31 protein-coding genes and 1 pseudogene are annotated in these 25,595 nt (G+C 62.8%); 17 read left to right on the forward strand and 15 right to left on the reverse strand.

Annotation, left to right across the window (positions count from 1 at the left end; translation table 11 throughout):
- The first annotated feature begins 137 nt into the window (after positions 1–137).
- Positions 138–566: a DUF6481 family protein gene (locus NKI19_RS14565; protein ID WP_352490540.1), complete on the forward strand. Its 429-nt coding sequence runs from the start codon at positions 138–140 to the stop codon at positions 564–566.
- An 82-nt stretch (positions 567–648) separates the two neighbouring features.
- Here the strand turns inward: NKI19_RS14565 and sugE are convergent, their stop codons facing one another.
- Both sugE and NKI19_RS14575 read right to left on the reverse strand, forming a co-directional pair.
- Positions 649–963 carry a quaternary ammonium compound efflux SMR transporter SugE gene (sugE, locus tag NKI19_RS14570; protein WP_352490539.1) on the reverse strand — a complete coding sequence of 105 codons (315 nt, stop codon included), beginning with the start codon at positions 961–963 and terminating at the stop codon, positions 649–651.
- A gap of 151 nt (positions 964–1,114) precedes the next feature.
- Positions 1,115–1,240 carry a hypothetical protein gene (locus NKI19_RS14575; RefSeq protein ID WP_013528464.1) on the reverse strand — a complete coding sequence of 42 codons (126 nt, stop codon included), beginning with the start codon at positions 1,238–1,240 and terminating at the stop codon, positions 1,115–1,117.
- Positions 1,241–1,455: 215 nt separating this feature from the next.
- Between NKI19_RS14575 and NKI19_RS14580 the strand changes: the two genes are divergently transcribed.
- The 3 genes from NKI19_RS14580 (at position 1,456) to NKI19_RS14590 (ending at position 3,822) form a co-directional block, all read left to right on the forward strand.
- Positions 1,456–2,265, forward strand: a complete 810-nt coding sequence (locus NKI19_RS14580; protein WP_352490538.1) for a transglutaminase-like domain-containing protein — start codon at positions 1,456–1,458, stop codon at positions 2,263–2,265.
- 122 nt (positions 2,266–2,387) lie between these two features.
- Entirely contained in the window at positions 2,388–3,350 is a 963-nt protein-coding gene (locus tag NKI19_RS14585) for a cation diffusion facilitator family transporter (protein WP_352565642.1), read from the forward strand.
- Positions 3,351–3,417: 67 nt separating this feature from the next.
- Positions 3,418–3,822, forward strand: a complete 405-nt coding sequence (locus NKI19_RS14590) for a GFA family protein (protein WP_352490536.1) — start codon at positions 3,418–3,420, stop codon at positions 3,820–3,822.
- Positions 3,823–3,867: 45 nt separating this feature from the next.
- On the opposite strand, the gene NKI19_RS14595 is transcribed toward NKI19_RS14590, so the two are convergent.
- Entirely contained in the window at positions 3,868–5,127 is a 1,260-nt protein-coding gene (locus tag NKI19_RS14595) for a DNA recombination protein RmuC (protein ID WP_352490535.1), read from the reverse strand.
- A gap of 103 nt (positions 5,128–5,230) precedes the next feature.
- Between NKI19_RS14595 and def the strand changes: the two genes are divergently transcribed.
- The 4 genes from def to truA are packed head-to-tail and all read left to right on the forward strand — an operon-like array spanning position 5,231 to position 7,987.
- The gene (gene def, locus NKI19_RS14600) at positions 5,231–5,761 is read left to right on the forward strand and encodes a peptide deformylase (RefSeq protein WP_352490534.1); all 531 of its coding nucleotides are present in this window, start codon (positions 5,231–5,233) and stop codon (positions 5,759–5,761) included.
- A 16-nt stretch (positions 5,762–5,777) separates the two neighbouring features.
- The gene (fmt, locus tag NKI19_RS14605; protein ID WP_352490573.1) at positions 5,778–6,707 is read left to right on the forward strand and encodes a methionyl-tRNA formyltransferase; all 930 of its coding nucleotides are present in this window, start codon (positions 5,778–5,780) and stop codon (positions 6,705–6,707) included.
- On the forward strand, positions 6,704–7,213 hold the full coding sequence (locus NKI19_RS14610) for a GNAT family N-acetyltransferase (RefSeq protein ID WP_352490533.1): 510 nt from the start codon (positions 6,704–6,706) through the stop codon (positions 7,211–7,213). Before fmt ends, NKI19_RS14610 begins: the two co-directional genes overlap by 4 nt.
- A gap of 18 nt (positions 7,214–7,231) precedes the next feature.
- The gene (gene truA / locus NKI19_RS14615) at positions 7,232–7,987 is read left to right on the forward strand and encodes a tRNA pseudouridine(38-40) synthase TruA (RefSeq protein ID WP_352490532.1); all 756 of its coding nucleotides are present in this window, start codon (positions 7,232–7,234) and stop codon (positions 7,985–7,987) included.
- Here truA and NKI19_RS14620 read toward each other — a convergent pair.
- A complete protein-coding gene (locus tag NKI19_RS14620; RefSeq protein WP_254815875.1) occupies positions 7,969–8,577 on the reverse strand; it encodes a transporter in 609 nt (202 codons plus the stop codon). The genes truA and NKI19_RS14620 overlap by 19 nt on opposite strands.
- A gap of 2 nt (positions 8,578–8,579) precedes the next feature.
- On the reverse strand, positions 8,580–9,779 hold the full coding sequence (dapE, locus tag NKI19_RS14625) for a succinyl-diaminopimelate desuccinylase (RefSeq protein WP_352490531.1): 1,200 nt from the start codon (positions 9,777–9,779) through the stop codon (positions 8,580–8,582).
- Positions 9,780–9,907: 128 nt separating this feature from the next.
- Between dapE and NKI19_RS14630 the strand changes: the two genes are divergently transcribed.
- A complete protein-coding gene (locus tag NKI19_RS14630; RefSeq protein WP_352490530.1) occupies positions 9,908–10,273 on the forward strand; it encodes a 2-dehydropantoate 2-reductase N-terminal domain-containing protein in 366 nt (121 codons plus the stop codon).
- On the opposite strand, the gene NKI19_RS14635 is transcribed toward NKI19_RS14630, so the two are convergent.
- From NKI19_RS14635 to dapD, 4 genes are all read right to left on the reverse strand, one after another.
- Entirely contained in the window at positions 10,263–11,363 is a 1,101-nt protein-coding gene (locus NKI19_RS14635) for a diguanylate cyclase domain-containing protein (RefSeq protein ID WP_352490529.1), read from the reverse strand. The genes NKI19_RS14630 and NKI19_RS14635 overlap by 11 nt on opposite strands.
- A 233-nt stretch (positions 11,364–11,596) precedes the next feature.
- The gene (locus tag NKI19_RS14640) at positions 11,597–12,385 is read right to left on the reverse strand and encodes a hypothetical protein (protein WP_352490528.1); all 789 of its coding nucleotides are present in this window, start codon (positions 12,383–12,385) and stop codon (positions 11,597–11,599) included.
- Positions 12,386–12,406: 21 nt separating this feature from the next.
- Entirely contained in the window at positions 12,407–12,784 is a 378-nt protein-coding gene (locus NKI19_RS14645; protein WP_352490527.1) for a DUF805 domain-containing protein, read from the reverse strand.
- Positions 12,785–12,814: 30 nt separating this feature from the next.
- Positions 12,815–13,669, reverse strand: coding sequence for a 2,3,4,5-tetrahydropyridine-2,6-dicarboxylate N-succinyltransferase (gene dapD / locus NKI19_RS14650; RefSeq protein ID WP_023677474.1), 855 nt, complete (start codon positions 13,667–13,669; stop codon positions 12,815–12,817).
- Between the two features lie 145 nt (positions 13,670–13,814).
- On the opposite strand from dapD, the gene NKI19_RS14655 reads away from it, so the two are divergent.
- Positions 13,815–14,654 (forward strand): LOG family protein, encoded by an 840-nt coding sequence (locus tag NKI19_RS14655; protein WP_352455976.1) that lies wholly within the window; start codon positions 13,815–13,817, stop codon positions 14,652–14,654.
- 34 nt (positions 14,655–14,688) lie between these two features.
- Here the strand turns inward: NKI19_RS14655 and NKI19_RS14660 are convergent, their stop codons facing one another.
- Positions 14,689–15,396 carry a pyrimidine 5'-nucleotidase gene (locus NKI19_RS14660; protein ID WP_352490526.1) on the reverse strand — a complete coding sequence of 236 codons (708 nt, stop codon included), beginning with the start codon at positions 15,394–15,396 and terminating at the stop codon, positions 14,689–14,691.
- A 162-nt stretch (positions 15,397–15,558) separates the two neighbouring features.
- On the opposite strand from NKI19_RS14660, the gene NKI19_RS14665 reads away from it, so the two are divergent.
- Positions 15,559–16,320 (forward strand): GGDEF domain-containing protein, encoded by a 762-nt coding sequence (locus tag NKI19_RS14665; RefSeq protein ID WP_352490525.1) that lies wholly within the window; start codon positions 15,559–15,561, stop codon positions 16,318–16,320.
- Between the two features lie 31 nt (positions 16,321–16,351).
- Here the strand turns inward: NKI19_RS14665 and phhA are convergent, their stop codons facing one another.
- A complete protein-coding gene (gene phhA / locus NKI19_RS14670; RefSeq protein WP_352490524.1) occupies positions 16,352–17,185 on the reverse strand; it encodes a phenylalanine 4-monooxygenase in 834 nt (277 codons plus the stop codon).
- A 139-nt stretch (positions 17,186–17,324) separates the two neighbouring features.
- Here phhA and NKI19_RS14675 point away from each other — a divergent pair, with 139 nt between their 5' ends.
- The gene (locus NKI19_RS14675; protein WP_292655879.1) at positions 17,325–17,801 is read left to right on the forward strand and encodes an Lrp/AsnC family transcriptional regulator; all 477 of its coding nucleotides are present in this window, start codon (positions 17,325–17,327) and stop codon (positions 17,799–17,801) included.
- A gap of 102 nt (positions 17,802–17,903) precedes the next feature.
- Positions 17,904–19,442, forward strand: a complete 1,539-nt coding sequence (gene bchE / locus NKI19_RS14680; RefSeq protein WP_352490523.1) for a magnesium-protoporphyrin IX monomethyl ester anaerobic oxidative cyclase — start codon at positions 17,904–17,906, stop codon at positions 19,440–19,442.
- Positions 19,443–19,461: 19 nt separating this feature from the next.
- Here the strand turns inward: bchE and argB are convergent, their stop codons facing one another.
- The 4 genes and pseudogenes from argB to NKI19_RS14700 form a co-directional block, all read right to left on the reverse strand.
- Positions 19,462–20,355 (reverse strand): acetylglutamate kinase, encoded by an 894-nt coding sequence (gene argB, locus NKI19_RS14685; RefSeq protein WP_352490522.1) that lies wholly within the window; start codon positions 20,353–20,355, stop codon positions 19,462–19,464.
- Positions 20,356–20,512: 157 nt separating this feature from the next.
- A complete protein-coding gene (locus NKI19_RS14690; RefSeq protein WP_352490521.1) occupies positions 20,513–22,009 on the reverse strand; it encodes an amidase in 1,497 nt (498 codons plus the stop codon).
- Between the two features lie 93 nt (positions 22,010–22,102).
- Positions 22,103–22,408, reverse strand: a complete 306-nt coding sequence (locus tag NKI19_RS14695) for a hypothetical protein (RefSeq protein ID WP_352490520.1) — start codon at positions 22,406–22,408, stop codon at positions 22,103–22,105.
- Positions 22,368–22,737: pseudogene (locus tag NKI19_RS14700) on the reverse strand (hypothetical protein); the annotation flags it as partial. The pseudogene NKI19_RS14700 and the gene NKI19_RS14695, both read right to left, overlap by 41 nt.
- Positions 22,738–22,868: 131 nt before the next feature.
- Between NKI19_RS14700 and NKI19_RS14705 the strand changes: the two are divergent.
- From NKI19_RS14705 to msrB, 4 genes are all read left to right on the forward strand, one after another.
- Positions 22,869–23,408: a sigma-70 family RNA polymerase sigma factor gene (locus NKI19_RS14705; RefSeq protein ID WP_023718207.1), complete on the forward strand. Its 540-nt coding sequence runs from the start codon at positions 22,869–22,871 to the stop codon at positions 23,406–23,408.
- On the forward strand, positions 23,405–24,109 hold the full coding sequence (locus NKI19_RS14710) for an anti-sigma factor (RefSeq protein ID WP_352490572.1): 705 nt from the start codon (positions 23,405–23,407) through the stop codon (positions 24,107–24,109). The genes NKI19_RS14705 and NKI19_RS14710 overlap by 4 nt, the downstream gene beginning before the upstream one ends.
- Before the next feature lie 206 nt (positions 24,110–24,315).
- Positions 24,316–24,873: a fasciclin domain-containing protein gene (locus NKI19_RS14715; RefSeq protein WP_352565646.1), complete on the forward strand. Its 558-nt coding sequence runs from the start codon at positions 24,316–24,318 to the stop codon at positions 24,871–24,873.
- A 174-nt stretch (positions 24,874–25,047) separates the two neighbouring features.
- Entirely contained in the window at positions 25,048–25,548 is a 501-nt protein-coding gene (gene msrB / locus NKI19_RS14720; protein ID WP_352490518.1) for a peptide-methionine (R)-S-oxide reductase MsrB, read from the forward strand.
- Positions 25,549–25,595 lie beyond the last annotated feature (47 nt).

The raw sequence follows: 25,595 nt of genomic DNA on the forward strand, positions 1-25,595 counted from the left end.
TTCAGTCGAATTCAATCGAAAAGGCGTCTCCTGGTTGCAACAGATCAGAATTTCATAGCTGGCATACCGTTTTGGCGCTTGAACTCTCGGTTTTCACGCGTATGTAAGCCTCGCAAATTGACTTCAGGGAAGTGGACTTGGCTATCTATAGAGAAAAAGACGTTTTCGAGCGGCGCAATGCCGCAAACGAGGCAAAGAAGGCGCTTCTGGAGCGCTTCAAGGCGAAGCCGGCGGCAGACGATCCAGCGGTGCTGGCACGACAGGCCGAGCGCAAGGCGATCCTCGAGGCCCGCGCGATACGCGAGACCGAAAAGGCCAGGCTGAAGCAGGAAAAGCTGGCGCGCGAAGCAGCAGAAAAGGCCGAGCGCGAGGCAGCTGCTGAAGCGGCACGCATCGCCGCGGAAGAAGCCGCTCAGGCCGAAGCGAAGATCCGGGAAGCTGAAGAGAACGAGCGCATCGCCCGTTTTCTTGCCGACGAGGCTGAACGCAAGGCCAAGCGTGACGCGCGCTATGCCGCGCGCAAGCAGCGCACCGGCAGGACGCCGCCCGGCTTCTCCGCCCGATAGCGCCTTCCGGCGCTGATCAGCCGAATTCAAGACTCAGGGCCGCCTTGCAGCGGCCCCGAACGCGTTCGTCTGTCAGAATCGGCTAAGCCGCGAGCTTCAGTCCCATGATGCCGCAGACGATGAGCGCGATGCAGGCCAGCCTGATCGCCGTCGCCGGTTCCCCGAGCAGCCATATCCCCAACAGCGCCGTGCCGACGGTGCCGATGCCGGTCCACACCGCATAAGCGGTGCCGACCGGCAATGCCTTCAGCGCCAGGCCGAGCAGGGTCAGGCTGACGATCATCGAAGCTACCGTCAGGACGGTAGGCAGCGGCTTCGAGAATCCGTCGGTGTATTTGAGGCCGATCGCCCAGCCGATCTCGAACAGGCCGGCGAGGAATAGGAAAATCCACGACATCGGAACGCTCCGTTTCGATGGCTTCCGGCCGATTTCTTGAAGGCGCAAAAACTATCTTCGCCGCATCCATGGGGATGAGCGTGAGCTTAATGAACATCATACCGGCCGCGTTCGCGGCCGGTCGAAATGAGCCGAAACGGTAGCTGCGGCCCTACTTGTCCTTCAGCTTCATCGCCTTCACCGGCGGTGCCTTCAGGGCCGGCGCCGGAGCGGGTTTCTTCGCGTCCTTCTTCGGCTTGCGGGCTTCCTTGCCCGCCTTCATCGCACCCTTAGCCATGATTCGTTCCTCCAGTTGATGCCTAGCGAAGTGAAACAAGAGAAAACGCTCGACTGCAAGAGGCCGTTGCCGTGCAGTCGCCCTGGCCGATGGCTGTTAACCGGTTTCTAATTCCCTCGTAAACCGCAGCGGTCCATGCCATGGTCTTCTTCGCACTGCAGCATCAGCCCTTGCGTTTCGCCAGCTGATGATCAGGCAGGCCGGTCAGGACGACAATGCGGATCCACATCGGTTACCAGATGAGTTTCGATTTCCCGCAGGAAACACCGCTGATCGCGATGCTAAATGTCCATTATTCGCGCGCATCCGATCTTGAGCGGCCGGACTTCCTGACGTCGAACCCGCCGGTGCCGATCGAAAGCTACCGCGACAGTTTCGGCAATTGGTGCAACCGTCTCGTTGCACCGGCCGGGCGCTTTGCGTTCGGCACCGACGCGATCATCCGCGACCCCGGCTCCTTCGAGACGCGCGAGCTGACGGCGTGGCAGCACGAGGTGCGCGATCTGCCGTCGGAGACGCTGCTGTTCCTGCTGCCCAGCCGTTATTGCGAGAGCGACGTGCTGTCGAATGAAGCGTGGCGGCTGTTCGGCAGCACCCCGCTCGGCATTCCGCGCGTCCAGGCGGTCTGCGACTTTGTCCATAACCACATCGTCTTCAACTATTTCAATGCACGCCCGACACGCACCGCCGCCGAAGCCTATCGCGAGCAGAGTGGTGTATGCCGCGACTTTGCTCACCTGGCTGTTGCCTTCTGCCGCGCCCTGAATATTCCGACCCGCTACTGCACCGGCTATATCAGTGATATCGGCCTGCCAAAGCCGTGGTCGGACATGGATTTCGCCGCCTGGATGGAGGTCTATCTCGGCGGCCGCTGGCACGCTTTCGATCCGCGCAACAACGCACCGCGCATCGGCCGTATCCTGATTGCCTCCGGACGCGATGCCGCCGATGTGCCGCTGACCCACATTTTCGGGCCGGGCGCGCTGGCTGGCTTCAAGGTCTGGACGGACGAGGTCGTCGAATAGCCCCGCGGCGCCCTTTTGAACAACTGACCTTGTGAACAACCCGACACTTCGGGCGTTGTGGGGACTGTGGAGCGTGGGCGGGCGCTTCGCCAATCTCGGTGCATCAACCAAGGCAGCGCACCATGGCGGCGCATGGCGGGTCGAAAAAAGTGATCTATGCGGCGCTCGCCGGCAATCTTGCGATCGCACTGACCAAATTCGCCGCTGCGTTGTTCACGGGCAGCTCGGCAATGCTCTCGGAAGGCGTCCACTCGCTCGTCGATACCGGTAATGGCAGCCTGCTGCTTTACGGCATGCACCGTGCCGCCCGGCCGGCCGACCGCACGCATCCGCTAGGCCATGGCCGCGAGCTGTACTTCTGGAGCTTCATCGTTGCGCTCCTCGTCTTTGCACTGGGCGCCGGCATATCGTTCTACGAAGGCGTGACGCACATCATGACGCCGGAGCCGATCGCCAAGGCCAAGGTGAACTACGCTGTCCTTGGCCTTTCCTTCCTCTTCGAAGGCACCTCTTGGCTGGTGGCGCTGAAGGAATTCCGCCACCAAAAAGGCAGCCACGGCTGGCTCGAGGCGGTGCAGCTCAGCAAGGATCCGAGTGTCTACACCGTACTCTTCGAGGACAGCGCGGCACTTCTCGGCCTCGTTGTCGCCTTTGCCGGCATATTGGCGGCGGAATTGCTGGACATGCCGAAGCTCGACGGCGCCGCGTCGATCGGCATCGCGCTCATCCTGGGCGCGACCGCGGTCTTCCTGGCGCGCGAAAGCAAGAGCCTGCTGCTCGGCGAGCCGGCCTCGCCCGAGGTGCAAATGAAAGTGCTGGCCATCGTCCAGCAGGACCCGGCGGTGCAGCGGGCAAATGGCGTGCTGACGCTGCATATGGGTCCGCAGGAGATCGTCGCCGCTCTAAGCATCGAGTTCGAGGACCATTTGTCGGCGCCCGCGATAGAGACCTGCGTCGAGCGCCTTGAGACGCGACTGAAGGCGGAGATGCCGGAGGTGACGCGGCTCTTCGTCAAGCCGCAGACCACCGGCACCTGGGAACGCCGGAGCAAGGCCTTGGCGGCGTCCGGAGGGGAACCGGTCTGAGGAAAATGGCTGCGCCATCGGGCAGTCCCGGTTATGATTGCGGGCAAAAGCTCCAGGAGGAACGAAGATGAAAATCGACGGCGGGTGTCATTGCGGCGCCATCACTTACGAGGCCGAAGTCGATCCGGAAAAGACCACCATTTGTCACTGCATCGATTGTCAGAAGCTGACCGGAACGGCCTTTCGCGTCACCGTGCCGGCGTCCGAGGACAATTACAGGATCACCAAGGGTACGCCGAAAATCTACATCAAGACCGGTTCGAGCGGCGCCAAGCGTGCCCAGGCATTTTGCGGTGAGTGCGGCTCGCATCTCTACGCCACGTCGGCGGGCGAGGGACCGAAGGTTTACGGTATCAGGGTCGGCACGGCACGGCAGCGCGATCAACTGGTGCCGAGAAAGCAGATCTGGTACCGCTCGGCGCTGCATTGGCTGCCGGAATTCGAAGGCACAACCATCATCGAGGAGCAGTAGCGCCGGACCCGGGCGAAGCGCTCGGCTCCGGTTCCGGCATAGCTCTCAATCGTCGCCTTCGACGACCCTCAGCCTCAATTGCCCGGTTTTCGAGTCGGCAACACGCGGGCTGCTTTCCGCTTTTGCTCCGCCGCCGTTCGAAGAGGTGTCCTCTGCCGGCTGCACGCCAAACTCCAGCGCCTCGATCTTTTGTCCGCGCCTGGTCACCTTCGATGTCGAGACCAGGATGTCGTCGATATCCTTGGCCGATTGGCCGAAATGCGTCTGCAATTTGCGTACCCGCTCGTCGAGCCGAGAGACGTCTTCCATCAGCCGGATGACCTCGCCCTGGATCAGGTGCGCCTGCTCGCGCATACGGGCATCCTTGAGGATTGCCTGGATGACCTGGATCGACAGCATCAGAAGCGACGGCGAGACGATGACGATCCGCGAGCGATGCGCCTTTTGGACAACGGCCTCGAAATTCTCATGGATTTCGGCGAATACCGATTCCGAAGGCACGAACATGAAGGCGGTATCCTGCGTTTCGCCTTGGATCAGGTATTTTTCGGAAATATCGCGGACATGCACCTCGATGTCGCGGCGGAAAGCCTGAGCGGCGGACTTCTGCAGGTCGGCGCCTTCGGCGGCCCGGATGGCATTCCAGGCCTCGAGCGGAAACTTTGCATCGATGGCAAGCGACGGTGCGCCGTTCGGCATCTTCACCAGGCAGTCGGGCCGGCTGCCATTCGACAAGGTCGCCTGGAATTCATAGGCGCCGTGCGGCAATCCGTCGGCGACGATGGCTTCCATGCGCGACTGGCCGAAGGCCCCGCGCGTTTGCTTGTTGGAAAGGATCGCCTGCAATTGCACGACCTGGCCGGCCAGCGACTGGATGTTGCCTTGCGCGATATCGATAACCGCCAGCCGTTCCTGCAGCTTGGCGAGGCTCTCATGCGTCGATCTCGTCTGCTCGGTCATGGTCTGGCCCAAGCGGCCGGTCATGGCATCGAGGCGCTGGCCGATCGACTGTGTCAGTTCCGCCTGGCGCGCCCCGAACACTTCGGCGATGGCGCCCATGCGGCCCTGCATTTCCGCCTGGCTTGCCAAGATGCCGGCCATCCTCGCCTCGGCATCGCGGGCGTGGTCGGCGGCTTCGGCGGCCGCCATTGCACGCGCCTTGGCTGATCGCCAGAGCGCAACGACGAGCGCCATGAACAGTCCGAGGAACAGCATTGCGCCGAAACCCAGGGCATGGCCCAGCGTGATCGTGGTGGCGCCGAGGCGGGCGACAGGTTCGGACAGGATGGTGGCCAGATCGTTCATGCCAACAGCATAGATGATTCGGTCTGCCGGCACAGATCAAAACGTGAACGACCCGAAGGCGTCCCGGTTGACGCTTTTCCTGCGAGGTCTTAGGTGAGACGCCATGTCGATCAAGCCGCTTATCATCCTCCCCGATCCCGTCCTGCGTCAGGTTTCAAAACCGGTCGAGCGTGTCGACGGCGATTTGCGCAAACTGGCCGGCGACATGCTGGACACCATGTATGACGCGCCCGGCATCGGCCTCGCGGCGATTCAGGTCGGCGAACCCTTGCGCATGCTGGTGATCGACCTCGCCAAAGAGGACGAGACGCCAGCGCCGCATGTCTTCATCAATCCCGAAGTCCTCGAAAGCTCCGACCAGCGTTCGGTCTACGAGGAAGGCTGCCTGTCGATCCCCGATTACTATGCCGAAGTCGAGCGCCCCGCCGCGGTGCGGGTGAAATATCTCGATCGCGACGGCAAGCTGCAGGAGATCGAGGCCGAGGGACTGATGGCGACCTGCCTGCAGCATGAAATCGACCATCTCAACGGCGTGCTGTTCATCGATCACATCTCAAAACTGAAGCGCGACATGGTGGTCAAGAAGTTCAAAAAGCTCGCCAGGGACAAGGCGCCGGGCAAGATGGTGGGATAGGGGTCGACGAATGCCCCTGCGTGTCGTCTTCATGGGTACGCCAGAATTCTCCGTTCCGACCTTGCGGGCGATTGCCGGGGCCGGGCATGAACTGGCAGCCGTCTACACGCAGCCGCCGCGCGCCGGCGGCCGGCGCGGGCTTGAGCTGACGCCGTCGCCGGTGCAGCGCGAGGCGGAGCGGCTGGACGTCGAGGTGCGGACGCCGGTGTCGCTGAAGAGCGAGACGGAGCAGGAGGCGTTCCGCGCCTTGCGCGCCGATGTGGCCGTGGTCGTCGCCTACGGGCTGCTTCTGCCCAAACCCATTCTCGAGGCGCCGCGGCGCGGTTGCCTCAATGGCCACGCATCGCTGTTGCCGCGCTGGCGCGGCGCTGCCCCTATCCAGCGCGCCATCATGGCCGGCGATACCGAGACGGGCATGATGGTGATGCGGATGGAGGAAGGCCTCGACACCGGGCCGGTGGCAATGGTTGAAAAATGCGCCATTGGACCCAACATGACGGCCGGCGATCTGCACGACCGGCTGATGGTTCTCGGTGCTGCGCTGATGGTGCAAGCGCTCGAACGGCTGGAGCGGGATACGCTGACATTTACCACACAGGCGGAGGTGGGGGTGACCTACGCCAAGAAAATCGATAAATCGGAGACTCGCATAGACTGGCTGCGACCTGCCGGCGACGTGCACAATCAGATTCGCGGCCTGTCGCCCTTTCCCGGTGCATGGTGCGAGGCCGAAATCGGCGGCCGCGTGGAACGGCTGAAACTGCTTCGCTCGACGCTCTCGCAAGGCGCCGGCGAACCGGGAGGAATTCTCGATGACCGGCTGACGGTCGCCTGCGGGTCAGGCGCGATCAGTCTGGTCGAAGTTCAACGTGCGGGCGGAAGGCCCATTGCCGCGCAGGAGTTTCTGCGCGGGGCCAAGCTCGAAAAAGGAATGAAATTGTCATGAGCATGATGTCTATACGCGCGGCGACGCCGCGGGACCGCGAGGCGATCCGCCTTGTCGAAGAACACGCATTCGGCCAGCAGACGGAGGCCGGACTGGTCGACGCGCTGGTCACCGGCGGTGATGCCGTCGTCGAACTGGTGGCGGACGAAGACGGGCAAGTGGTCGGCCATATCCTGTTTTCACGGCTTTTCGTTCAGAATGGCGGCAAGAGCTTCCCGGCGGTGGCTTTGGCTCCTTTGGCGGTCGAGCCGTCGTTCCATGGCACCGGCGTCGGCGGTGCGCTGGTCCGCGAGGCGCATATCCGCCTGAAGGCTGCCGGCGAGACGCTCGCCGTGGTGCTCGGCGATCCGGCTTACTATGGCCGTTTCGGTTACAGCCGCGCCCGTGCAGCAAAATTCGAGAGCGACTACCAGAGCGAGGCTCTGCAGGCGCTTGCCTGGGGCGAGGCGCCGGAGACCGGCAGGCTGGTCTACGCCTCGGCCTTCGGCTCAGCCCTCGCCGCCTGATTTCGCCTCGATCCGGGAATGCCGCGTTTTCGCCTCGACATCGAATATGACGGCAGTCTCTTCGCCGGCTGGCAGCGCCAGGCCAACCAGCCTTCGGTGCAGCAGGCGATCGAGCAGGCGATCGAGAAGTTCTGTGGTGAGCAGGTTTCGCTGCGCGCCGCCGGCCGCACCGATGCCGGCGTCCATGCGACCGCTCAGGTGGCGCATGTCGATCTGATCAAGGCATGGCCCGGCGACAAGGTGCGCGACGCCGTCAACGCGCATCTGCAGGCGGCCAAGGTGCGCATCGCCATACTGAAGGCCGCCGTCGTGCCGGATGGCTTCGATGCGCGTTTCTCGGCGATCGGCCGCCATTACCTCTACCGCATCGTCAACCGCCGCGCGCCGGCGGCGCTCGACAGGGGCAGGATCTGGTGGGTACCGAAGCAGCTCGATGCGGCTGCCATGCACGAAGCGGCAAAGGTGCTGCTTGGCCGGCATGATTTCACCACCTTCCGCTCGACCCAGTGCCAGGCCACCAGCCCGGTCCGCACGCTCGACCGGCTGGATGTCAGCCGGGCGGGCGATTTCATCGAAATCCGCGCTTCGGCGCGGTCATTCCTGCACAACCAGGTGCGCTCGATGGTCGGCTCGCTCAAACGTGTCGGCGAAGGCGGCTGGACCATTGCCGACCTCAAGGCGGCGCTCGAGGCGCGCGACCGTGCGGCCTGCGGCCAGGTGGCGCCGCCCGACGGGCTGTTTCTCGTCGGCGTCGATTATCCGACGCCTGGCTGATCCGGAACGCTGATCCCGAGCAGCGCCTGCAAGCCGAACAGGACGATCAGCGACGCCACGAACATACCGGCAAAAACAGCGCTGCCGACAGCCGCGCCCCTGCCGATCGCGACGTTGGTCATCCGCCAGGTCAATACCATCGACAGCGCGAACAACAGCAGCGACACCAGTCCGGAGACTTCGTTGGCCGACGTCAGGAAGAGCCGGATCAACGCCGATGGCAGCATCATCCAGGCGATGATCGCCGAGGCCCAGTTGCTGGCGACGACATAATGGACGAAACGACCGCCGACGCCGACCCGCGGCGCCACCAGGGCGAGGCCGATGAGCGGCAGCACCCAGGCGCCGATATCGACGGTGGCCAGGCGGATCAACATGCTGAAACGGCCGACGAATGCGTTGGGGTCGCCGATCTCGTTGGCAATACCGACCCAGCCGACGATCAGTGCCGGCGCCGCGACGACGATGGCAAAAAAGGAGTTCCAGAAACCGTCCGCCGAAAGGTCGAGCAGGCGAAATCCGTCGGCCTTGCCGAGCATCAGCCGCCAGGCACCGGCAAGCGAAGCGTAGGTTTCATCCGCTGAAAGCATCACTAGGATATGTCCTGCGCAAACCAGTCTTCAACGAAGCGCAGATAAATCTGCGTCAGCGTCTCGAGGTCGGCAATCGCCACGCGTTCGTCGACCATGTGCATGGTCTTGCCGACCAGTCCGAATTCGACGACCGGACAATAATCCTTGATGAAGCGGGCATCGGAGGTGCCGCCGGAGGTGGAGAGCGCCGGCTTCCTGCCGGTCACCGCCTTGATCGAGCCGCCAAGCGTTTCGATCAACCTGTCGTCGCGTGTCAGGAAAACATGGCTCGGCCTGTCGCGCCAGACGATCTCGTAGTCGACCGGCGTCTTCTTGCCGGCGCGGTATTTCTTGCGTTTCGCCGCCCGGTCGAGGCGGTTGTGGATCTCGGCCTGGATCGTCTCGGCAGTCCATGTGTCGTTGAAGCGGATATTGAAGGTAGCCGCCGCCTTCGCCGGGATGACGTTGGTGGCAGGGTTGCCGACATCGATGGAAGTGACCTCAAGATTGGTCGGCTGGAAATCCCTTGTTCCGTTGTCGAAGACGGGGTGAAGCAAGGCGTCGACCAGCGTCACCAGGCCGCGCACGGGATTGTCGGCTAGCTGCGGATAGGCGGCGTGTCCCTGGCGGCCGTTGACGACGACCGTGCCCGACAGCGAGCCGCGCCGGCCGATCTTGATCATATCGCCGAGCGCGTCGGGATTGGTCGGCTCGCCGACGATCGCAGCATGCCATTTCTCGCCCTTGGCAGCCGCCCATTCGAGCAGTTTCGTCGTGCCGTTGATCGCCGGACCTTCCTCATCGCCGGTTATCAGCAGCGAGACCGATCCCTTCGGGCCGCCCTTCTGCGCGATGTGTCGCGCCACCGCCGCGACGAAACAAGCAATGCCGCCCTTCATGTCGACAGCGCCGCGGCCAAACATCTCGCCATTGGCGATGTCGGCGGCAAAGGGCGGGTGCGTCCAGGCTGTTTCATCGCCCACCGGCACCACATCGGTATGGCCGGCAAACATCAGATGCGGGCCGTTGCCGGAACGCCGCGCGTAAAGGTTCACTATGTCCGGTGTGCCGGATTCGGAAAACACCGGGCGCTCGACGGCAAAGCCGAGCGGCTTCAACATTTCTTCCAGCGCGCTCAAGGCACCGCCTTCGGCGGGCGTCACGGAAGCGCAGCGAATGAGAGCAGCCAGATTTCTGGTCGGATCAGTAGGCAGCGTCATGGGCAAAAGCGATAGTCGAAAGCGCAAGGCCTGTCACGGCCAGACATAAGGGCCAGCCATGCCGCCGACATTATGGTTTCATGTCGTATAATTGCGGCAAGGCTTCTCGACCAGGACAGGGCCATCGCATGGTCACGCACGGCAAGACGATCGTAATCGCCGGTGCCGGCAGTATCGGCTGCTACGCAGGCGGGTGCCTGATACTTGCCGGGCGGAAGGTGGTTCTGCTGGCGCGGCCGCGCATCGAGCAGGCCCTGCAAAAAGGTGGATTGCGCATCACCGACCCTGATGGCCGCGACCGTTCGGTCAAGCCGGAGGCATTGTCGGTCACGACCGATCCGGCCGCAGCATTGCCCGGTGCCGATGTCATCCTGGTAACGGTCAAGAGCGGCGCGACGCAAGACATGGCCGGGCTGGTGCGCGCGGCCGAGCAGGAGAGGCGCGGATCGCCCTGCCTGACGCCGGAAGCCGTCGCTGCGACAGTCAGATCGTAGCCCGCACAGGCGCCCAGTAACGGCCCTTGCCGGTGCGCTTGGCTTCGTAGAGCGCATGGTCGGAACAGGTGAGCAGGATTTCCGGATCGCCGCCGTCGGCGGGTGCGAAGGCGCTGCCGACGCTCAAGCCGACATGGATAGCGGAACCGACCCCGAGGTCGAAAGGCACCGAGACCTTTTCGATGGCCCGCTTTGCCAGGTAGGTGGCCTCGATCTCCGAGGTTGCGGGCAAAAGGATGACAAATTCATCGCCGCCGATGCGGAAGACCACGTCCCCCGGCCGGAAGCCGCGCTTCAATCGTTCGGCCACCTTGCACAGCAGCACGTCGCCGACGGCGTGGCCAAAACGGTCGTTGACCTGTTTGAAGCCGTCGAGATCCATGCTGAGCACTGCAAACGGCTTGCCGCCATTGGCGGCCGGTGCCGCAAGGTCGCGGCACATGTCGCGCAATTTCTCCTGCAGGAAGATGCGGTTTGGCAGACCGGTCAGTGCGTCCTTGATCGCCAGGTCGCGATTGTCCAGTTCGGCGCGGATCATGCGGGCGTTGATTGCGTGGTTCTGAAGCAGCACGATGATGACGCCGGCCACATAGAACGGCGTTTGAATTCCGACGATCGGCATTCCGGGCGCCGCAGAAAACAATGCACCGACCACGTAAGGCAGACTTACGGCCAACATGACGAATATGGCGAAGCGCGGGGTCGCCGCATTGCGTGACGACACCACTCCGACGACGCCTGCGACATTCAAGGCGGCAAGTACGGAAAGCGCCATATTCCCGCTGGCAACACAGCCATAGCAGCCGAGGCCGAAAACAACCGACCAGATACCGCTGGCTGCCATCAGGCCCGCCAGCGGCCCTTTCGAGCCGCGCCTGCGGGCCTGCTCGCATTCCCGCATCAGCAGAACACGGACGGTGAAAAGCATCAGGTCGGCTGCGATCCAGGCGCAGGGCCACCAATCCCCGGTGGCAAATGCGGCGCTGACCGCAACCAACAGAACGCTGATGGTGCCGAACAGGACCGCGAATTTGCGGTCGAAAGTGGTGTCGAGCAGCCGGGCGCGGACGGCTTCCGGTTCCAATCTCATCGGCGAAGAAAACCAGGCAAACAGGCGAGCGCCGGCGCTCCACGTTTTGCGCGGCTCCTTGGTGGTCAGGGATAGGTCGCTTGCCAGTCGAGCGCTCCGTGCCGGTCGACACAGTCTTCGCCGGCATGCTGGGCGAGGGTGATTAACATTCGCTTAGAGCATCCGGCGCAAAACCGGCGTTTCGGAACTCCCCGCTCTGCCGCTCTCGCGGATCTGCGGCCGGCTCGCGGGTTCTAGCTTGCCGGCCCCGGTCGTTTGCGGACCGCAGGCTGACGCGGCGGACCCGGCTCGGGATCGGTCTTCGCCGCGCGTGCCGGCTGCCCATGAGGGGTTTCGATCAGCGTGATCTTCTGCCAGATCTTTCGCGACAGGTTCGAAGCCAGGTTCTCGATGTCATTGACGCCGTCGATGACCACGGCGTCATTCACCGATTGCGCGAACAGCGCGGCGATCTTGCCGGTGATCGACAGCATTTCGGAGCAATAGTCGAGATAGCGGGCAAGGTCGGCGGCGTTGGTGATGCGGGCTGGCGAATGCGCGGTCGGCTTGAAACTGGCTGAAAGTGCTGCCGGATCCTTGGTCAGCTGGTGCATGTCGATGACGTGGATCAGCGACCGCAGCCCGTGGAGCTGGCGAAACACCCGCTTGCGCTTGATCCGCTCCTCGGAGCGGATCAGGGCCAGGAAGCCCAGCACGGCGAGGATGATCATGTTGAGGGAGGCTTCGATACCTTGCACCGACTGGAAGGCATCGTGGTTTCCCGAAATGCGGCCAAGCGGCAGGATTGTGCCGACGAACAGGAACATCAGCGCCCCGACGACGAAGGCGGCGATGATGAGGCCGCGCAGCCACCAGATCGGCGCCTCCAGCGCCTTGGCTGCCCGTGCCAGATCGCGCGACAGCGACACGAGCTCGGCGGCGACGCCGCGCAAGCCTGCATCGGGAAAGCGCTCGGCGACGCGCTCTTCCAGCCTTTCGGCGGTTTCGAGGATCAGTTTCGAATCAAGCGAGCGGTAACGCATGACGAAATGTCCGATCGGCGCTCAGGGTTCGGCCGGTGCGTTGGTGCGCTTGCCGTAGCGGTTAGGGCCGGGTCGCCCCGGAAACAGGCAAAGCACGAGGAAAGCGATGATCGAGACAACCGGCACGAACAGCACCAGCGCCGCAACGCCCGGCTTGTCGAGGTCGTGCAACCGCTTCACCGCCAGCACCACGTTCGACCAAAGCGAGGCAATGAAGGCGATGAAGAAAATAAACGACCACATGTTGCTCTCGGTGGTGCCTTCCGGCACCAGCGTGAAACGGTAGAGCGGGAAGGCCTGTATGATGGCCACCAGCAGTCCTCCAAGAAAATAGGCCGCGCGGCTGACGCGGCCCGAAGCTTTGAAGAAAAGCCAGATGAGGTCTGATCTGTCAGGCAAGCGAATTCCGTCCGTATTCGTTGAGAAAGATCAATCGCGCAGCAATTCGTTGATCGAGGTCTTGGAACGGGTCCTGGCGTCGACCCGCTTGACGATGACGGCGCAGTAGAGGCTGGGGCCGGGCTCGTTGTTTGGAAAAGGCTTGCCCGGCAGCGAGCCGGCGACGACGACGGAATTAGGCGGCACCTCGCCGTAGAAGATCTCGCCGGTGGCGCGGTCGACGATCTTGGTCGACTGGCCGATGAAGACGCCCATGCCGAGCACCGAGCCCTCGCGCACGATGCAGCCTTCGACCACTTCGGAACGGGCGCCGATGAAGCAATTGTCCTCGATGATGGTCGGACCCGCCTGCATCGGCTCCAGAACGCCGCCGATGCCGACGCCGCCCGACAGATGCACATTCTTGCCGATCTGGGCACAGGAGCCGACCGAAGCCCAGGTGTCGACCATGGTGCCGCTGTCGACATAGGCGCCGACATTGACGAAGGACGGCATCAGCACGGCGCCGGGCGCGACATAGGCGGAGCGGCGCACGATCGACGACGGCACGGCGCGGAAGCCCGCCTTCTCAAAATCGACGGCGCTCCAGCCGTCGAACTTCGAAGGCACCTTGTCCCACCATACCGCCTGACCGGGACCGCCCTTTATGATCTCCATCGGGGTGAGCCGGAAGGACAGCAGCACCGCTTTCTTCAGCCACTGGTTCACGTGCCATTTGCCGTCGGCCTGCCGCTCGGCGACGCGGGCGACGCCCCGGTCGAGCAGGTCGAGCGCCGATTGGATGGCCTCGCGCGTCTCGCCGCGGGTTGCGGTCGAAATCGTGTCGCGTTCCTCGAAGGCGTTCTCGATAATCTCCTCGAGGCTCGCGAGATCGGGCTTCGACATGAATTCGCTCCATTACCAAGCTGTTAAGGGCCGGCGCCTTAACCTGTTTGAAAGTCGCGCGGACCCTATGTGAAGGCTTGGGGAGGGTCAATCGCGGCAGCGTCACGGGACGGCGCAAGTGAATGATTGGACGGGTAAAGCAAATATGACTCCCATGGAAAAGGCGGGATGGACGCCGCTGCCGCATTCGGACGAGGATCTGGAGCGGTCGAGAAGCGTGCCGGACACGCCGCAAACGCGCGCGGAGACATATCGGCTGGCCTGGAACGATCCCGATTTCATGACGCGGCGCGAGTTGCGCGCGGTCAGGCTGCAGCTCGAACTGCTGAAACCGGAGATGATCCTGGCCGAGCGCGGCATCCAATCGACCGTCATCCTGTTCGGCGGCGCCCGCATTCCCGAGCCCGGCGGCGAAGCCTGGGCGGCCAAGAACGAGACGCAGAAGAAGAACCTCGAGCAAAACAGCAAATACTATGAGGAGGCGCGCAAATTCGCCCGCCTCTGCTCACAGCAGTCGGCCACCTCGTATTATCGCGAATTCGTCGTGGTGACCGGCGGCGGGCCCGGCGTCATGGAGGCCGGCAATCGCGGCGCCGACGATGTTGGCGCGCCGTCGATCGGTCTCAACATCGTGCTGCCGCACGAGCAGGCGCCAAACGCCTACGTGACGCCGGAACTCTGCTTCAACTTCCACTATTTCGCGGTCCGCAAGATGCATTTCGTCATGCGTGCCAAGGCCGTTGCGGTATTTCCCGGCGGCTTCGGCACGATGGACGAGTTCTTCGAAACGCTGACCCTGATCCAAACGGGCCGCATGGAACGCGTGCCGGTCATTCTGTTCGGCAAGGCTTTCTGGGCAAAGGCGATCGACCTCGATTTCCTCGCCGAGCAAGGCACGATCACGCCCGGCGATCAGGATATCATCGATTTCGTCGACACCGCCGACGAGGCCTGGGGGATCGTTAGCCGCTTCTATAAACTTTGACATGCAAGCAGGGACTTGAAGCGCGCCGGCTGCCTCAAGCGGGGACTTCGACGATCGCCGTGAGAAAGCCGGCGAGATCGTCGGTGACGAAGTCCACATCGTCCTCGTTGGCCGGGTCGCGTTCCCAGATTTCCGAGAAGGTCGGCTCGAAATTGCGCGGCACCACCAGCACCGTGGTCATGCCCAGCGATTTCGGTACCGACAGGTTGCGGGCGAGATCCTCGAACATCACCGCATTTTGCCCGGTAACGGCGTGGAGTTCGGCAAATTTCTCGTAGGATTGCCGCGCCGGCTTGGGTTTCAGTCCGGCTGCGACGATATCGAAAATATCGTCGAAATGCTCGAGAATGCCTAGTTGCCGCGCGGTGCGTTCGGCATGCCGGCGATCCCCGTTGGTGAAGATGAATTTACGGCCGGGAAGCTGGCGTATGGCGGTGCCGAGGACGGGATCTGGAACCAGCCAGGAATAATCGATGTCGTGGACCTTCTCGAGAAAATCATCGGGGTCGATGCCGTGGCGCGTCATCAATCCGTTCAGCGTCGTGCCGTATTCGCGGTAGAGCTCCTTTTGCAGCTTGCGTGCTTCCTCGCGCGGCAGCGTCAGCAATTCTCCGACGTAGGCGGTCATCTTCACATCGATCTGCGAGAACAGATTCGAATGGTGCGGATAAAGCGTGTTGTCGAGATCGAACACCCAGTCGGTGACATGGGCAAAGCGGGCGGGGTCGGGAAGTGTGGTCATACCGTCCTTATGGCACGAAACGATCTTTCTAACAGGAGGTTTATCCACAACCTATGCGCGCCCTGGGTGGTGAAAAATGGCGCCATAGTTAAAATCTTAAGCATCGCCGAAAGGTGACATTCAGCGCTTGCTGTGACCAAGACGGACCAGTGGGAGCAAGCGATGAATCGCATATTTCTAAAGTCTGCCGCCATCGCTTTCGCCTCTGTCGCGGTCTCGCTTTTGCTGACGCTGATCGTCGTGCCGGCAATGGGTTTTCCGATCAATCGCACCATCTGGCTGACATCCACCGTCTGCCCGCTGGCTCTTGCCTGGGGCGTCGGCGCCTATACGTTCTGGCAGGGCGAAAGGTTGCAGACCGCGCATCGCGAGCTCGCCCGCGCCCATGCCCAACTCGCCGCCGCGCACAGGCGCTTGGCGGAAAAGGCGAGGCGCGACGACATGACCGGCATGCTCAACCGCGAAAGCTTCTTTGCCGCGCTCGATGGCTCCCGGCGTAAATTCGATCGCGGGGCATTGCTGATCATCGATGCCGACCATTTCAAGATCATCAACGACAGCTACGGCCATCTGATCGGCGACGATGCGTTGCTCCTGATTGCAAACGCGATAGAGCGTGGCGTGCGCACCGGCGACCTGCTTGGGCGCATCGGCGGTGAGGAATTCTGCGCCCTTCTGATTGGTGCCACCGAACCCGAGGCCAGGTGCGTTGCCGAGCGCATCCGGCGTGAAGTCGAGCGTATCCGTTTCCGGCCCGTCGACGAACGAACGGTTCCGCTGACAGTCAGTATTGGCGGCATCACCTGCGGCAGGGACGCCGCAGTGTCGGAGCTGATGCGCGCCGCCGACCAGCGGCTTTACGAGGCCAAGCATCGCGGCCGCAATCTGTCGATCATCGACCGCGATATTTCCGAAGCCGCCTGAGCCTTGGCGGTCGCGAACAAGAACTAACCTTTCAGACCTTTGCCGGGTCGAGCGCCGGCTCGCCTTTGCGGCGCGCCACGATCGCCGCAAGATCGGCGGTCTCGAAAGCATCACGCAGGGCGTCGAACGACGGCAGCACGAAATAGGCACGCTGGAACTTGTCGATCTCGTAGCCGGTGCGCATTACGGTTTCCAGGTCGAAGGGGACGTGGTGCGCCTCGCGGCCTTCGACCGCGAACTGAAGCTCCGTGAAGGATGACATCAGCCCGGCGCCGAAAGCCTTCAGCGGCTGGCCCGGCTCGCGTATCAGCCCGTATTCGACGGTGTACCAGTAAAGCCTGGTGATCATCTCGTCGCCGCCGAGCGCAATCACGCTATCGGCCTTTTTGCCATACATCTGCATGAAGTCGGCAAAGACCGGCTGCGTCAGGATCGGCACGTGACCGAAGAAATCGTGGAACATGTCGGGCTCGACGATGTAGTCGAGCTCCTTTTGCGTTCGCAGCCAGTTGGTGACCGGGAACCGGCGGTTGGCGAGGTGGTCGAAGAAGGGCTGGGCGGGGATGAGCCCCGGCACGGCGACGATCTCCCAGCCTGTGAGCTTGCGCAGCTTCTCGCTGACTTCACCGAAATCCGGGATCTTGTCGAGAAGGCCGAGCGCCGCAACGCCATCGAGATAGGAATGGTGGGCGAGCTTCCTGGTCAGCTTCGTCTGGCGGTCGCACAGTGTGCGCCATACCGCCTGCTCTTCGTCGCTATAATTGTAGCCCTGCGCCACGGTGAAATCGGCACGGCAGACCGAGTAATCGCCGCGGAGGCCTCGCGCCGCGCATTCGCGGGCATAATCGGCAACGTTCATGGTCATGGCTGCTCTCCCTGGAAATCATGATCAGCGAATTGTCGGCAATTTTAGCCGGATCGCGCGAGGCAAATCAGCTTTGATGGTGGCTCAAATGCGGGGTTGGAGGTAAAAGACTCCACGATCAAGCTTTGGGAGAGTGAAAATGCCTCAGTTTGACGAATTCGAGATCAAGATGCTCGACATCCTGCAGCGCGACGGGCGCAAGCCGGTATCGGAACTGGCGCAGCAGATCGGCCTGTCGACGACACCTTGCGCGCGGCGCTTCGAGGCTCTTCAGCAGGCGGGCATCATCAAGCGCTTCGCCGCGGTGCTCAGCCGTCGCGCCGTCGGGCTGATGGTCGAGGTGTTCATCCAGGTGCGCCTGACCAGCCACAGCGACGGCTCGCCCGAGAGCTTCATCGCCGCGGTCCAGCGCATGGACGAGGTGTCCTCATGCTGGACCATGACCGGCGACCATGATTTCCTGCTGCATGTCATGGTGCCATCGGTCGACGAGCTCAATGCCTTCGTCATGCACCGGCTGATGCGGCTCGAAGGTGTGCGCGACGTCCACACCCAGCTTGTGCTGCAGAACATCAAGGGGCCCGGCCATGTCCCGCTTGCACATCTCAGACGATAGGTAGTTCTGCGGGAAAGCTGCACAAAAACTGCTGAAGCTGGCCAATCTCCAGAGCTAGATCGCCGACTACGACATGCGGACCGCCATAGCATAAGGCCCGCCATGAAAATCGTCCTGATCAACCCGCCGCATACCGCCATCGGCAGCCGTGTGCCGGACGACCATCTGCCGCCTCTCGGTTTGCTGGCACTGGGCGGTCCACTGATCGACGCAGGACATCAAGTGCGGCTTGTGGACGCCGAATTCGGGCCGATGCCGCTTGCCACGCTGGTCCGGGACGCCTTGAGCGACCATCCCGACTGCATTCTGATCGGCCATTCCGGCTCGACCTCTGCACATCCGACAGCCCTGCTGATCGCCGGCATGGTCAAGCACATCGAGCCGGCGACAATCCTGGTCTATGGCGGCGTGTTTCCGACCTATCATTGGCGCGACATACTGGCCGAAACGGATGCCTTCGACGTCATCGTGCGCGGCGAGGGCGAGGCGATCATCGTCGCGCTAGTCGAGGCTCTTGAAAAACGCAAGCCGCTGTCGGACGTGGCGGGGATCGCCTTTCCTGACGATTTGCGCCGGCCCTTTGCAACCTGCCCCGCAGGAACGATCGCCAACCTCGACGACTACCGCATCGGCTGGGAACTGATCGACTTCAGTCGCTACAGCTATTGGGGCGGCAAGCGCGCGGTGGTCATGCAGTTCTCGCGAGGCTGTCCGCATCTGTGCAACTATTGCGGCCAGCGCGGCTTCTGGACGCGCTGGCGGCACCGCGACCCCGTGAAGTTCGCGCGGGAGATTGCCTGGCTATACCGCGAGCACGGCGTCGAGCTGATCAACCTTGCCGACGAGAACCCGACCTCGTCCAAAAAAGCCTGGCGCGCCTTTCTCGATGCGATGATCGCTGAGAACGTGCCGGTGCTGATCGTCGGCTCCACCCGCGCCGACGACATCGTCCGCGACGCCGGCAGCCTGCACCTCTATCGCAAGGCCGGCGTCATCCGCTGGCTTCTTGGCATGGAAAATACCGACGAGCAGACGCTCCAGTTGATCCGCAAGGGCGGCAGCACCTCATCCGACCGCGAGGCGATACGGCTGCTGCGCCTCAACGGCATTCTGTCGATGGCAACGTGGGTGGCCGGTTTCGAGGACGAAAGCTTTCGCGACCTCTGGCGCGGCTTCCGCCAGCTGATCGCTTATGATCCCGACCAGATCCAGGCGCTCTATGTGACGCCGCATCGCTGGACGCCATTCTTCAGGATTGCCAGGGACCGCAAGGTGATCCAGCTGGATGCCCGTCTGTGGGACTACAAGCACCAGGTGCTGCAGATGACCCGCCTCAAACCGTGGATGTTGTTCTTGGCCGTCAAGCTGATCGAGCTGGCCGTGCAGTCGCGGCCCAAGGCCTTGGCGCGTATCCTGTTCCACAAGGATCCGGAGCAACGGCATTCGATGCGCTGGTACACCAAAATGGGCCGCCGCGTCTGGTTCCGCGAAGTCTGGGGCTTTCTGGTCCGCGACCGCCGCCTGAAAAATGGCCCGACGCTCGCCGAATTCTGGGGCGCGCCGCAAGACGAGGAAGAGGAATCGATGGTTGTCGAACGCCTGTCGCGTAAGTCCGTGACCGCTATTTCGCCAAACGCTTGAACCCCTCAGACACCCGGCTTCACGGCACGATCAGCGTGCCGGCACCGTGTTCGGTGAACAGCTCGAGCAGCACCGCATGCGGCGTCTTGCCGTTGAGGATGACGACGCCTGCGACGCCGCGCTCGATTGCCTCGATGCAGGTCTCGACCTTGGGGATCATGCCGCCCGAGACCGTGCCGTCCTTGATCAGGGCCGTGGCCTCGGCCACGGTCAGCTCGTCGATCAGCTTCTTGTCCTTGTCGAGCACGCCGGGCACGTCGGTGAGGAACAGCAGGCGCGTCGCCTGGCAGGCGCCGGCGATGGCGCCGGCAAAAGTGTCGGCGTTGATGTTGTAGGTGTGGCCGTCGCGGCCGGGCGCCACCGGCGCCAGCACCGGGATCATTTCGGATCGTGCCAGAAGGTCGAGCAATGTGCGGTCGACCTCGACAGGCTCACCGACGAAGCCCAGGTCGAGCACCCGCTCGATGTTGGAATCCGGATCGATCATGGTCTTGCGCGCCTTTTCGGCAAACACCATGTTGCCGTCCTTGCCGCACAGGCCGATCGCCCACTCGCCCTCGGCATTGATCAGCGCGACGATCTCCTTGTTGATCGACCCGGCCAGCACCATCTCGACAATCTCGACGGTCTTCTGGTCGGTGACGCGCAAGCCGCCCTCGAATTTGGATTCGATGCCCATCTTACTGAGCATGGCGCCGATCTGCGGCCCGCCGCCATGCACGACGATGGGGTTGACGCCGGATTGTTTCAAAAGTGCGATGTCGCGGGCGAAAGCCTTGCCGAGCGCGATGTCGCCCATCGCGTGGCCGCCATACTTCACCACGACCGTCTTGTTCTCGTAGCGCTGCATATAGGGCAGCGCCCTTGAAAGCAGCGCGGCCTGCATTTCGGCGGTGGCGGCGACATCCGTCATCGGCGTGGTTCCCAGCTTGGCATGAACGGCGGCGTCTTAGCGGGAATTGGACGAGGGGGCAAACGGCTTTGCTGTCACGATCGATCAAATCGGTACTACTATTTGTTTGACCATGATCTTGTCCGAAAACCGGTTCTCACCTTTCCGGATCATGGGTCTATGCCGGCACCTGCAGCGGCGCGCGCCGGCCCAGCCATCCGGAGATCTTTTCCATCTGCGCGGCGAACGACAAAAGCGTCTCCTCGTCGCCGGGTCGGCCGGCGGCCTGGACGCCGAGCGGCAGGCCGGCATCGGTCACGTAAACCGGAAGCGTGATCGACGGTTGCCCACTGACGTTCTGGATCGCCGGCCAGTGGGTGAACCAGAGGCTCTTGTCCATCAGCTGGCCGAATAGCGGCTTGAACTTCAGCAGGCCGGCGAGGCGCAGTCTGTCCAGGACATTCTCGATGAATTCGTCGGCGCCTTTCGGGTCCATGGTGCGGCAGGCGAGCGGCGGGTGCGCGATGACAGGCATCAGCACTGCATCATAGTGCGCGGTTTCGGTGAGAAGCCGGCGCGAGGTTGCGTGCAGCCGCTGCAGGCCGGCATAGATTTCGCCGGCCGAGAGGATTTCACCGAACCGGCTCATCACGCGCGTGGCGCGTTCGATGTCGCCTGAGATGGAGCGGCCGACGCGCAAGGCCTCGCCACGCATCGTGCCGGCCACCGCCGCGGCGACGGTTCGGGCGAAATCGGCGATGAAATCGCGATCGATATAGGGCAGGTCGATCTCCTCGACGCTGTGCCCGCCCTCGCGCGCCAACGCAATTGCCGCATCCAGAGCTTTCAAGGTTTCTTCCGAAATCGGCAGGCCGAGCGGCGATTTTCGGTAGAAGGCGAGCTTGAGCTTGCCCGGATCGCGCCCGGCCGCCGCGGCGAAACTGCCGTTCGGCGACGGTGCCGCGTAGGGCGACAGCGGGTCGGGCCCGTGGGTCAGATCGAGCAGCAGGGCCGTATCGCGCACCGAGCGGGCCAACGCATGGTCGACGACGAAGCCGTACCAGCTTTCGGTGATGAGCGGCGTCAAGGGCACGCGGCCGCGCGAGGTTTTCAACCCGACCAGCCCGGTACAGGCCGCAGGCACCCTGATCGAGCCGCCGCCATCCGAGGCATGCGCCACCGGCACGACGCCGGCCGCGACCAGCGCAGCCGCACCGCCCGAGGAACCGCCGGTCGTGTGCGCGGTGTCCCATGGGTTGCGGGTGACGCCGTAAGCCACCGACTCGGTCACCAGCCTCAACCCGTGTTCGGGTGCGGTGCTGGTGGCGATCGGGATCAGGCCGGCGGCCAGATAGCGTTCCGTCATGACCGAGTTGAAATCGGGGGTGAAGGCTGGGATGCGGCTGCCGCCATGCGTCGGCACGCCCTTCATGGCGATGCCGAGGTCCTTCAACGCAAAGGGCACTCCGGCAAGTGGCAGCTTGCGGTCGACGGTTTTCGCTCTCGCCCGCGCCGCCTCATAAAGCGGTTCGGCGATGGCGTTGATCTCCGGCCGGGTGGCCTCGGCCCGGGCGATCGCCGCATCGACGAGATCTTGCGGTGTGATCTCTCCCTTGTGCACGAGTGCGGCCTGGCCGGTCGCGTCATGCTCCCACAGAACCCGCTCGATCGACATGGTCGCCCTCCCGCTCATGGCAAGCTAGCGGGCGCCGATTTCCTTGGCAATCGACGCAGGCGCTGGGTAGTGGGTCAGTTTGAAACCGACCCCTTAGTTTTCAACCACCATCCCTTCGTCGTCGCTATAGACGAAAAACTCAACCACTTTTGGGAAGCGCTCTCGATCAATAGAAATGCCCACAAAACCGTCGCCGCTCACGTGTAAGGTGACTTCCCTCTCTGTGATGGAAACCCGCTCGATGAGTTTCTCATGCGCTTCCGGTAGGCGCGCAGTAACCTCTGTATTTACGGCGAATCCGGCCCCATCAGAAAGTATGACGCTAATGCAGTAGCCGGGATCGCCGCTCTCGATGCTCTTAATCGACTTTCCAACTAGCCTCTCGGCAAAGGTCCTCATGGTTCTCCGCACGTTTTTTATAGGAGCCGCGCACCATTGGCTTTTCAGCTTCCTTAGCTTCGATCAGCGCGACGATGTCTGCGATCTCCAAGAGCTTGTCGTTCACACCAGCGGCTATCGCGGGGTAATGCGCAGTGAAGCATGGATACGGACGAAATTGTAGTACATCAAGTGGAGCGAAACCGCGTTGGCGTGAGCCTCGACCTTCTTGGAAAAGCCGTTGGTCAGACGAGTGAAGCGGCGCATGCGCATCCGCCTGCTCAGGTCTGGCACTCGGCAAATGACGTGCTGACATGCTTCCTGTCGGGGTTTCCTTCGACCTTCAATTTGCGGGAACTGATATAGCCAAGGTCGGCCATTTGAAGGCCGAATTTCAAACTGACCCACTGCCTGGCGCTGCCGGTGCGCAAGACCATTTCAGTCGTTGCAAATACATTGCAATCGCCTAATTTGGCGGCCGATGACGCCGCAGGACATCAGCAACCTGATTGTCCGGACTTCGATGAAGGACCGGGCTGCGTTCGATCTGCTGTACCGGCAGACCAGCGCGAAACTTTTCGGCGTCTGCCTTCGTGTATTGAAGGATCGGGGAGATGCAGAAGAGGCGCTTCAAGAGGTCTTCGTCAAGATATGGACGAAGGCGGACCGTTTCGCCGTTTCGGATCTGAGCCCGATCTCCTGGCTGGTGGCCATTGCGCGCAATCATGCGATCGATCGGATCAGGGCGCGGCGAGAGCCTGCCGCCTATATCGATGCCGCGCTCGACGTGGCCGATCCGGCGCCGGGGCCGGAGGCCATGGCCGTGGCGGGCGGTGAGTCCGGACGCATCTACCACTGTCTCGAGGAATTGGAGAAGGACCGGGCGGCGGCCGTCCGGGGCGCCTATCTGGATGGCAAAAGCTATGCTGAACTGGCGGAGCGCTATGGCGTACCGCTGAACACGATGCGGACCTGGCTGCGTCGCAGCTTGTTGAAACTGAGAGAATGCCTAGAAAGATGACGCTGGCTGACGACAATGGACCGGAACGTGGGGGCGACGACCTGTTCGCCGCCGAATACGTTCTTGGCGTGCTGGCCGCCGATGAACGCGAGATCGCGTCGCGCCGCATCGATGCTGACGCCGCCTTCGCACGCCTTGTCGATAGCTGGGAGGCGCATCTTTCGCCGATGGCCGCCGCCTATTCGGAGACAGAGCCTCCGATCAGGGTCAAGGAAGCATTGGACCGCCGGCTGTTCGCTGCAGAGCAGCGCGCCGGCCTCTGGTCGAGCCTTGGCTTCTGGCGCGGTCTTGCCGCCGCCGCCATTGCGGCGCTGGCGATCTACATCGCCGTGCCTTACTTCGGCCCGCCCACCGAACCGCCGCAGACGCGGCTTGTCGCCTCGTTGGCGGCCGAAGGCAGCGACGTCAAATATCTCGTCGTCTACGATGCCGCCCGTCACGAGGTCGGTCTTTCCCACGTTTCCGGCGAGCGGGCCGCCGGCAAGGACTTCGAATTGTGGATGATCGAAGGCAAGAAGGCGCCGGTGTCGATGGGCGTCATCCCGGCCGGTGCGACCGCGCATTTGGCCATCCCGCCCGCCGTCCAGGAGAAATTGGCGCAAGGCGCCGTGCTTGCGGTCAGCGTCGAGCCTGCCGGCGGTTCACCGACCGGCCAGCCGACTGGACCGGTGGTCGCAGCGGGCGATCTGAAGAGCATCTGACCGCTTCTCATCTGTGGAAGCAGACCTGAAATCTATCTCCCACGATTTAAACGCCTGCAAAGCGTGTTGGCAGCTGTTGATCCGCGCCGGGCAAATTTCAGCGACACAATATTTTTTTGCGGAGAGGACGAAACTCCGGAATTTTCTATAGCGTATCTCCTTGCGTTCCCGAATGAGGGGAACGATAACCCGAGGAGATTGAAATCATGCGTAAATTCGCCACCCTTTTGCTTGCCGGCACGGTCGCCATTTCTGCGCTCGCCACCATTGCCTATGCCCAAAATCCGATGGTCGGCGGCGCCGCCATGTATGCCCAGAAAAACATCGTCGAAAATGCGGTCAACTCGAAGGACCACACGACGCTGGTCGCTGCCGTCAAGGCAGGCGGCCTGGTCGACACGCTGCAGAGCGCCGGCCCTTTCACCGTATTCGCGCCGACCAACGAGGCCTTTGCGGCACTTCCGGCCGGCACGGTGGAGACGCTGCTCAAGCCTGAAAACAAGGACAAGCTCGTCAAGATACTGACCTGCCATGTCATCGGCGCCAAGGCGATGGCCGCCGACGTCGCCAAGATGGTCAAGGATGACGGCGGCACCCATAAGGTCAAGACGGTCGGTGGTTGCGAACTGTCGCTCAAGGCCGACGGCGGCAAGGTCACCGTGACCGACGAGAACGGCAACGTCGCGAACGTGACGATCGCCGACGTCGAGCAGTCCAACGGCGTCATCCACGTCGTCGACAAGGTTCTCCTGCCGAAGATGTAACAAACGCACGCTGCCGGCGAAGATATCGCTAAGGGCCTCCCTGCGCACGCTCCGCGCCGTTCACGCAAGATGTGGACAGGCGCGGAGTCCCGCTTTGAGGACAGCGATCGTCACCGGCTTTTGATTTCCGTGTGGCGGTCGAATTTGGCACAAGCAGTAACAGGAGGAATGGCCATGAACCGTCGCGAGCTTCTTTTGAGTGGTGCGGCAGCCATTGGCGTTGTCGCAGGCGCCACCGCGCTGCGTATGGGCGGAGCCCAGGATGCACGCGCGGCCGAGACTTTCGAGGTTACTAAGACCGAAGCCGAGTGGCGCGCCATCCTGTCCGACGCGTCCTTCAATGTGCTGCGCAAGGAGGGCACCGAATATCCCGGCACCAGTCCGCTGCTCAACGAGCACCGCAAAGGCATCTTCGCTTGCGCCGGCTGCGGCCTGCCGGTCTATTCGTCAGAGACCAAGTTCGATTCCGGCACAGGCTGGCCGAGCTTCTGGCAGGAAATCCCGAATTCCATCGGCAAGACCGTGGACAGGTCGTTGGGCATGACCCGCACCGAGGTCCATTGTCGCCGCTGCGGTGGCCATCTCGGCCACGTCTTCGACGACGGCCCGCCGCCGACCGGGTTGCGGCATTGCATCAACGGCGTCGCCTTGACCTTCAAGCCGGCGACGGCGTGAGGACGGCTGCGACCCTGACTTTGTCGGAGCGCGCTAGAGCATCGGAC

This window comes from Mesorhizobium sp. M0751 (genome assembly GCF_040320265.1).
Lineage (GTDB): Bacteria > Pseudomonadota > Alphaproteobacteria > Rhizobiales > Rhizobiaceae > Mesorhizobium.

What these genes read in the sequence shown, in the direction of transcription:
- sugE (WP_352490539.1), bottom strand. Translation starts at nt 963, where the DNA reads ATGTCGTGGATTTTCCTATTCCTCGCCGGCCTGTTCGAGATCGGCTGG.
- NKI19_RS14575 (WP_013528464.1), bottom strand. Translation starts at nt 1,240, where the DNA reads ATGGCTAAGGGTGCGATGAAGGCGGGCAAGGAAGCCCGCAAGCCGAAG.
- NKI19_RS14580 (WP_352490538.1), top strand. Translation starts at nt 1,456, where the DNA reads ATGCGGATCCACATCGGTTACCAGATGAGTTTCGATTTCCCGCAGGAA.
- NKI19_RS14585 (WP_352565642.1), top strand. Translation starts at nt 2,388, where the DNA reads ATGGCGGCGCATGGCGGGTCGAAAAAAGTGATCTATGCGGCGCTCGCC.
- NKI19_RS14590 (WP_352490536.1), top strand. Translation starts at nt 3,418, where the DNA reads ATGAAAATCGACGGCGGGTGTCATTGCGGCGCCATCACTTACGAGGCC.
- NKI19_RS14595 (WP_352490535.1), bottom strand. Translation starts at nt 5,127, where the DNA reads ATGAACGATCTGGCCACCATCCTGTCCGAACCTGTCGCCCGCCTCGGC.
- def (WP_352490534.1), top strand. Translation starts at nt 5,231, where the DNA reads ATGTCGATCAAGCCGCTTATCATCCTCCCCGATCCCGTCCTGCGTCAG.
- NKI19_RS14610 (WP_352490533.1), top strand. Translation starts at nt 6,704, where the DNA reads ATGAGCATGATGTCTATACGCGCGGCGACGCCGCGGGACCGCGAGGCG.
- truA (WP_352490532.1), top strand. Translation starts at nt 7,232, where the DNA reads ATGCCGCGTTTTCGCCTCGACATCGAATATGACGGCAGTCTCTTCGCC.
- NKI19_RS14620 (WP_254815875.1), bottom strand. Translation starts at nt 8,577, where the DNA reads ATGCTTTCAGCGGATGAAACCTACGCTTCGCTTGCCGGTGCCTGGCGG.
- dapE (WP_352490531.1), bottom strand. Translation starts at nt 9,779, where the DNA reads ATGACGCTGCCTACTGATCCGACCAGAAATCTGGCTGCTCTCATTCGC.
- NKI19_RS14630 (WP_352490530.1), top strand. Translation starts at nt 9,908, where the DNA reads ATGGTCACGCACGGCAAGACGATCGTAATCGCCGGTGCCGGCAGTATC.
- NKI19_RS14635 (WP_352490529.1), bottom strand. Translation starts at nt 11,363, where the DNA reads ATGAGATTGGAACCGGAAGCCGTCCGCGCCCGGCTGCTCGACACCACT.
- NKI19_RS14640 (WP_352490528.1), bottom strand. Translation starts at nt 12,385, where the DNA reads ATGCGTTACCGCTCGCTTGATTCGAAACTGATCCTCGAAACCGCCGAA.
- dapD (WP_023677474.1), bottom strand. Translation starts at nt 13,669, where the DNA reads ATGTCGAAGCCCGATCTCGCGAGCCTCGAGGAGATTATCGAGAACGCC.
- NKI19_RS14655 (WP_352455976.1), top strand. Translation starts at nt 13,815, where the DNA reads ATGACTCCCATGGAAAAGGCGGGATGGACGCCGCTGCCGCATTCGGAC.
- NKI19_RS14660 (WP_352490526.1), bottom strand. Translation starts at nt 15,396, where the DNA reads ATGACCACACTTCCCGACCCCGCCCGCTTTGCCCATGTCACCGACTGG.
- NKI19_RS14665 (WP_352490525.1), top strand. Translation starts at nt 15,559, where the DNA reads ATGAATCGCATATTTCTAAAGTCTGCCGCCATCGCTTTCGCCTCTGTC.
- phhA (WP_352490524.1), bottom strand. Translation starts at nt 17,185, where the DNA reads ATGACCATGAACGTTGCCGATTATGCCCGCGAATGCGCGGCGCGAGGC.
- NKI19_RS14675 (WP_292655879.1), top strand. Translation starts at nt 17,325, where the DNA reads ATGCCTCAGTTTGACGAATTCGAGATCAAGATGCTCGACATCCTGCAG.
- bchE (WP_352490523.1), top strand. Translation starts at nt 17,904, where the DNA reads ATGAAAATCGTCCTGATCAACCCGCCGCATACCGCCATCGGCAGCCGT.
- argB (WP_352490522.1), bottom strand. Translation starts at nt 20,355, where the DNA reads ATGACGGATGTCGCCGCCACCGCCGAAATGCAGGCCGCGCTGCTTTCA.
- NKI19_RS14690 (WP_352490521.1), bottom strand. Translation starts at nt 22,009, where the DNA reads ATGTCGATCGAGCGGGTTCTGTGGGAGCATGACGCGACCGGCCAGGCC.
- NKI19_RS14695 (WP_352490520.1), bottom strand. Translation starts at nt 22,408, where the DNA reads ATGAGGACCTTTGCCGAGAGGCTAGTTGGAAAGTCGATTAAGAGCATC.
- NKI19_RS14705 (WP_023718207.1), top strand. Translation starts at nt 22,869, where the DNA reads ATGACGCCGCAGGACATCAGCAACCTGATTGTCCGGACTTCGATGAAG.
- NKI19_RS14710 (WP_352490572.1), top strand. Translation starts at nt 23,405, where the DNA reads ATGACGCTGGCTGACGACAATGGACCGGAACGTGGGGGCGACGACCTG.
- NKI19_RS14715 (WP_352565646.1), top strand. Translation starts at nt 24,316, where the DNA reads ATGCGTAAATTCGCCACCCTTTTGCTTGCCGGCACGGTCGCCATTTCT.
- msrB (WP_352490518.1), top strand. Translation starts at nt 25,048, where the DNA reads ATGAACCGTCGCGAGCTTCTTTTGAGTGGTGCGGCAGCCATTGGCGTT.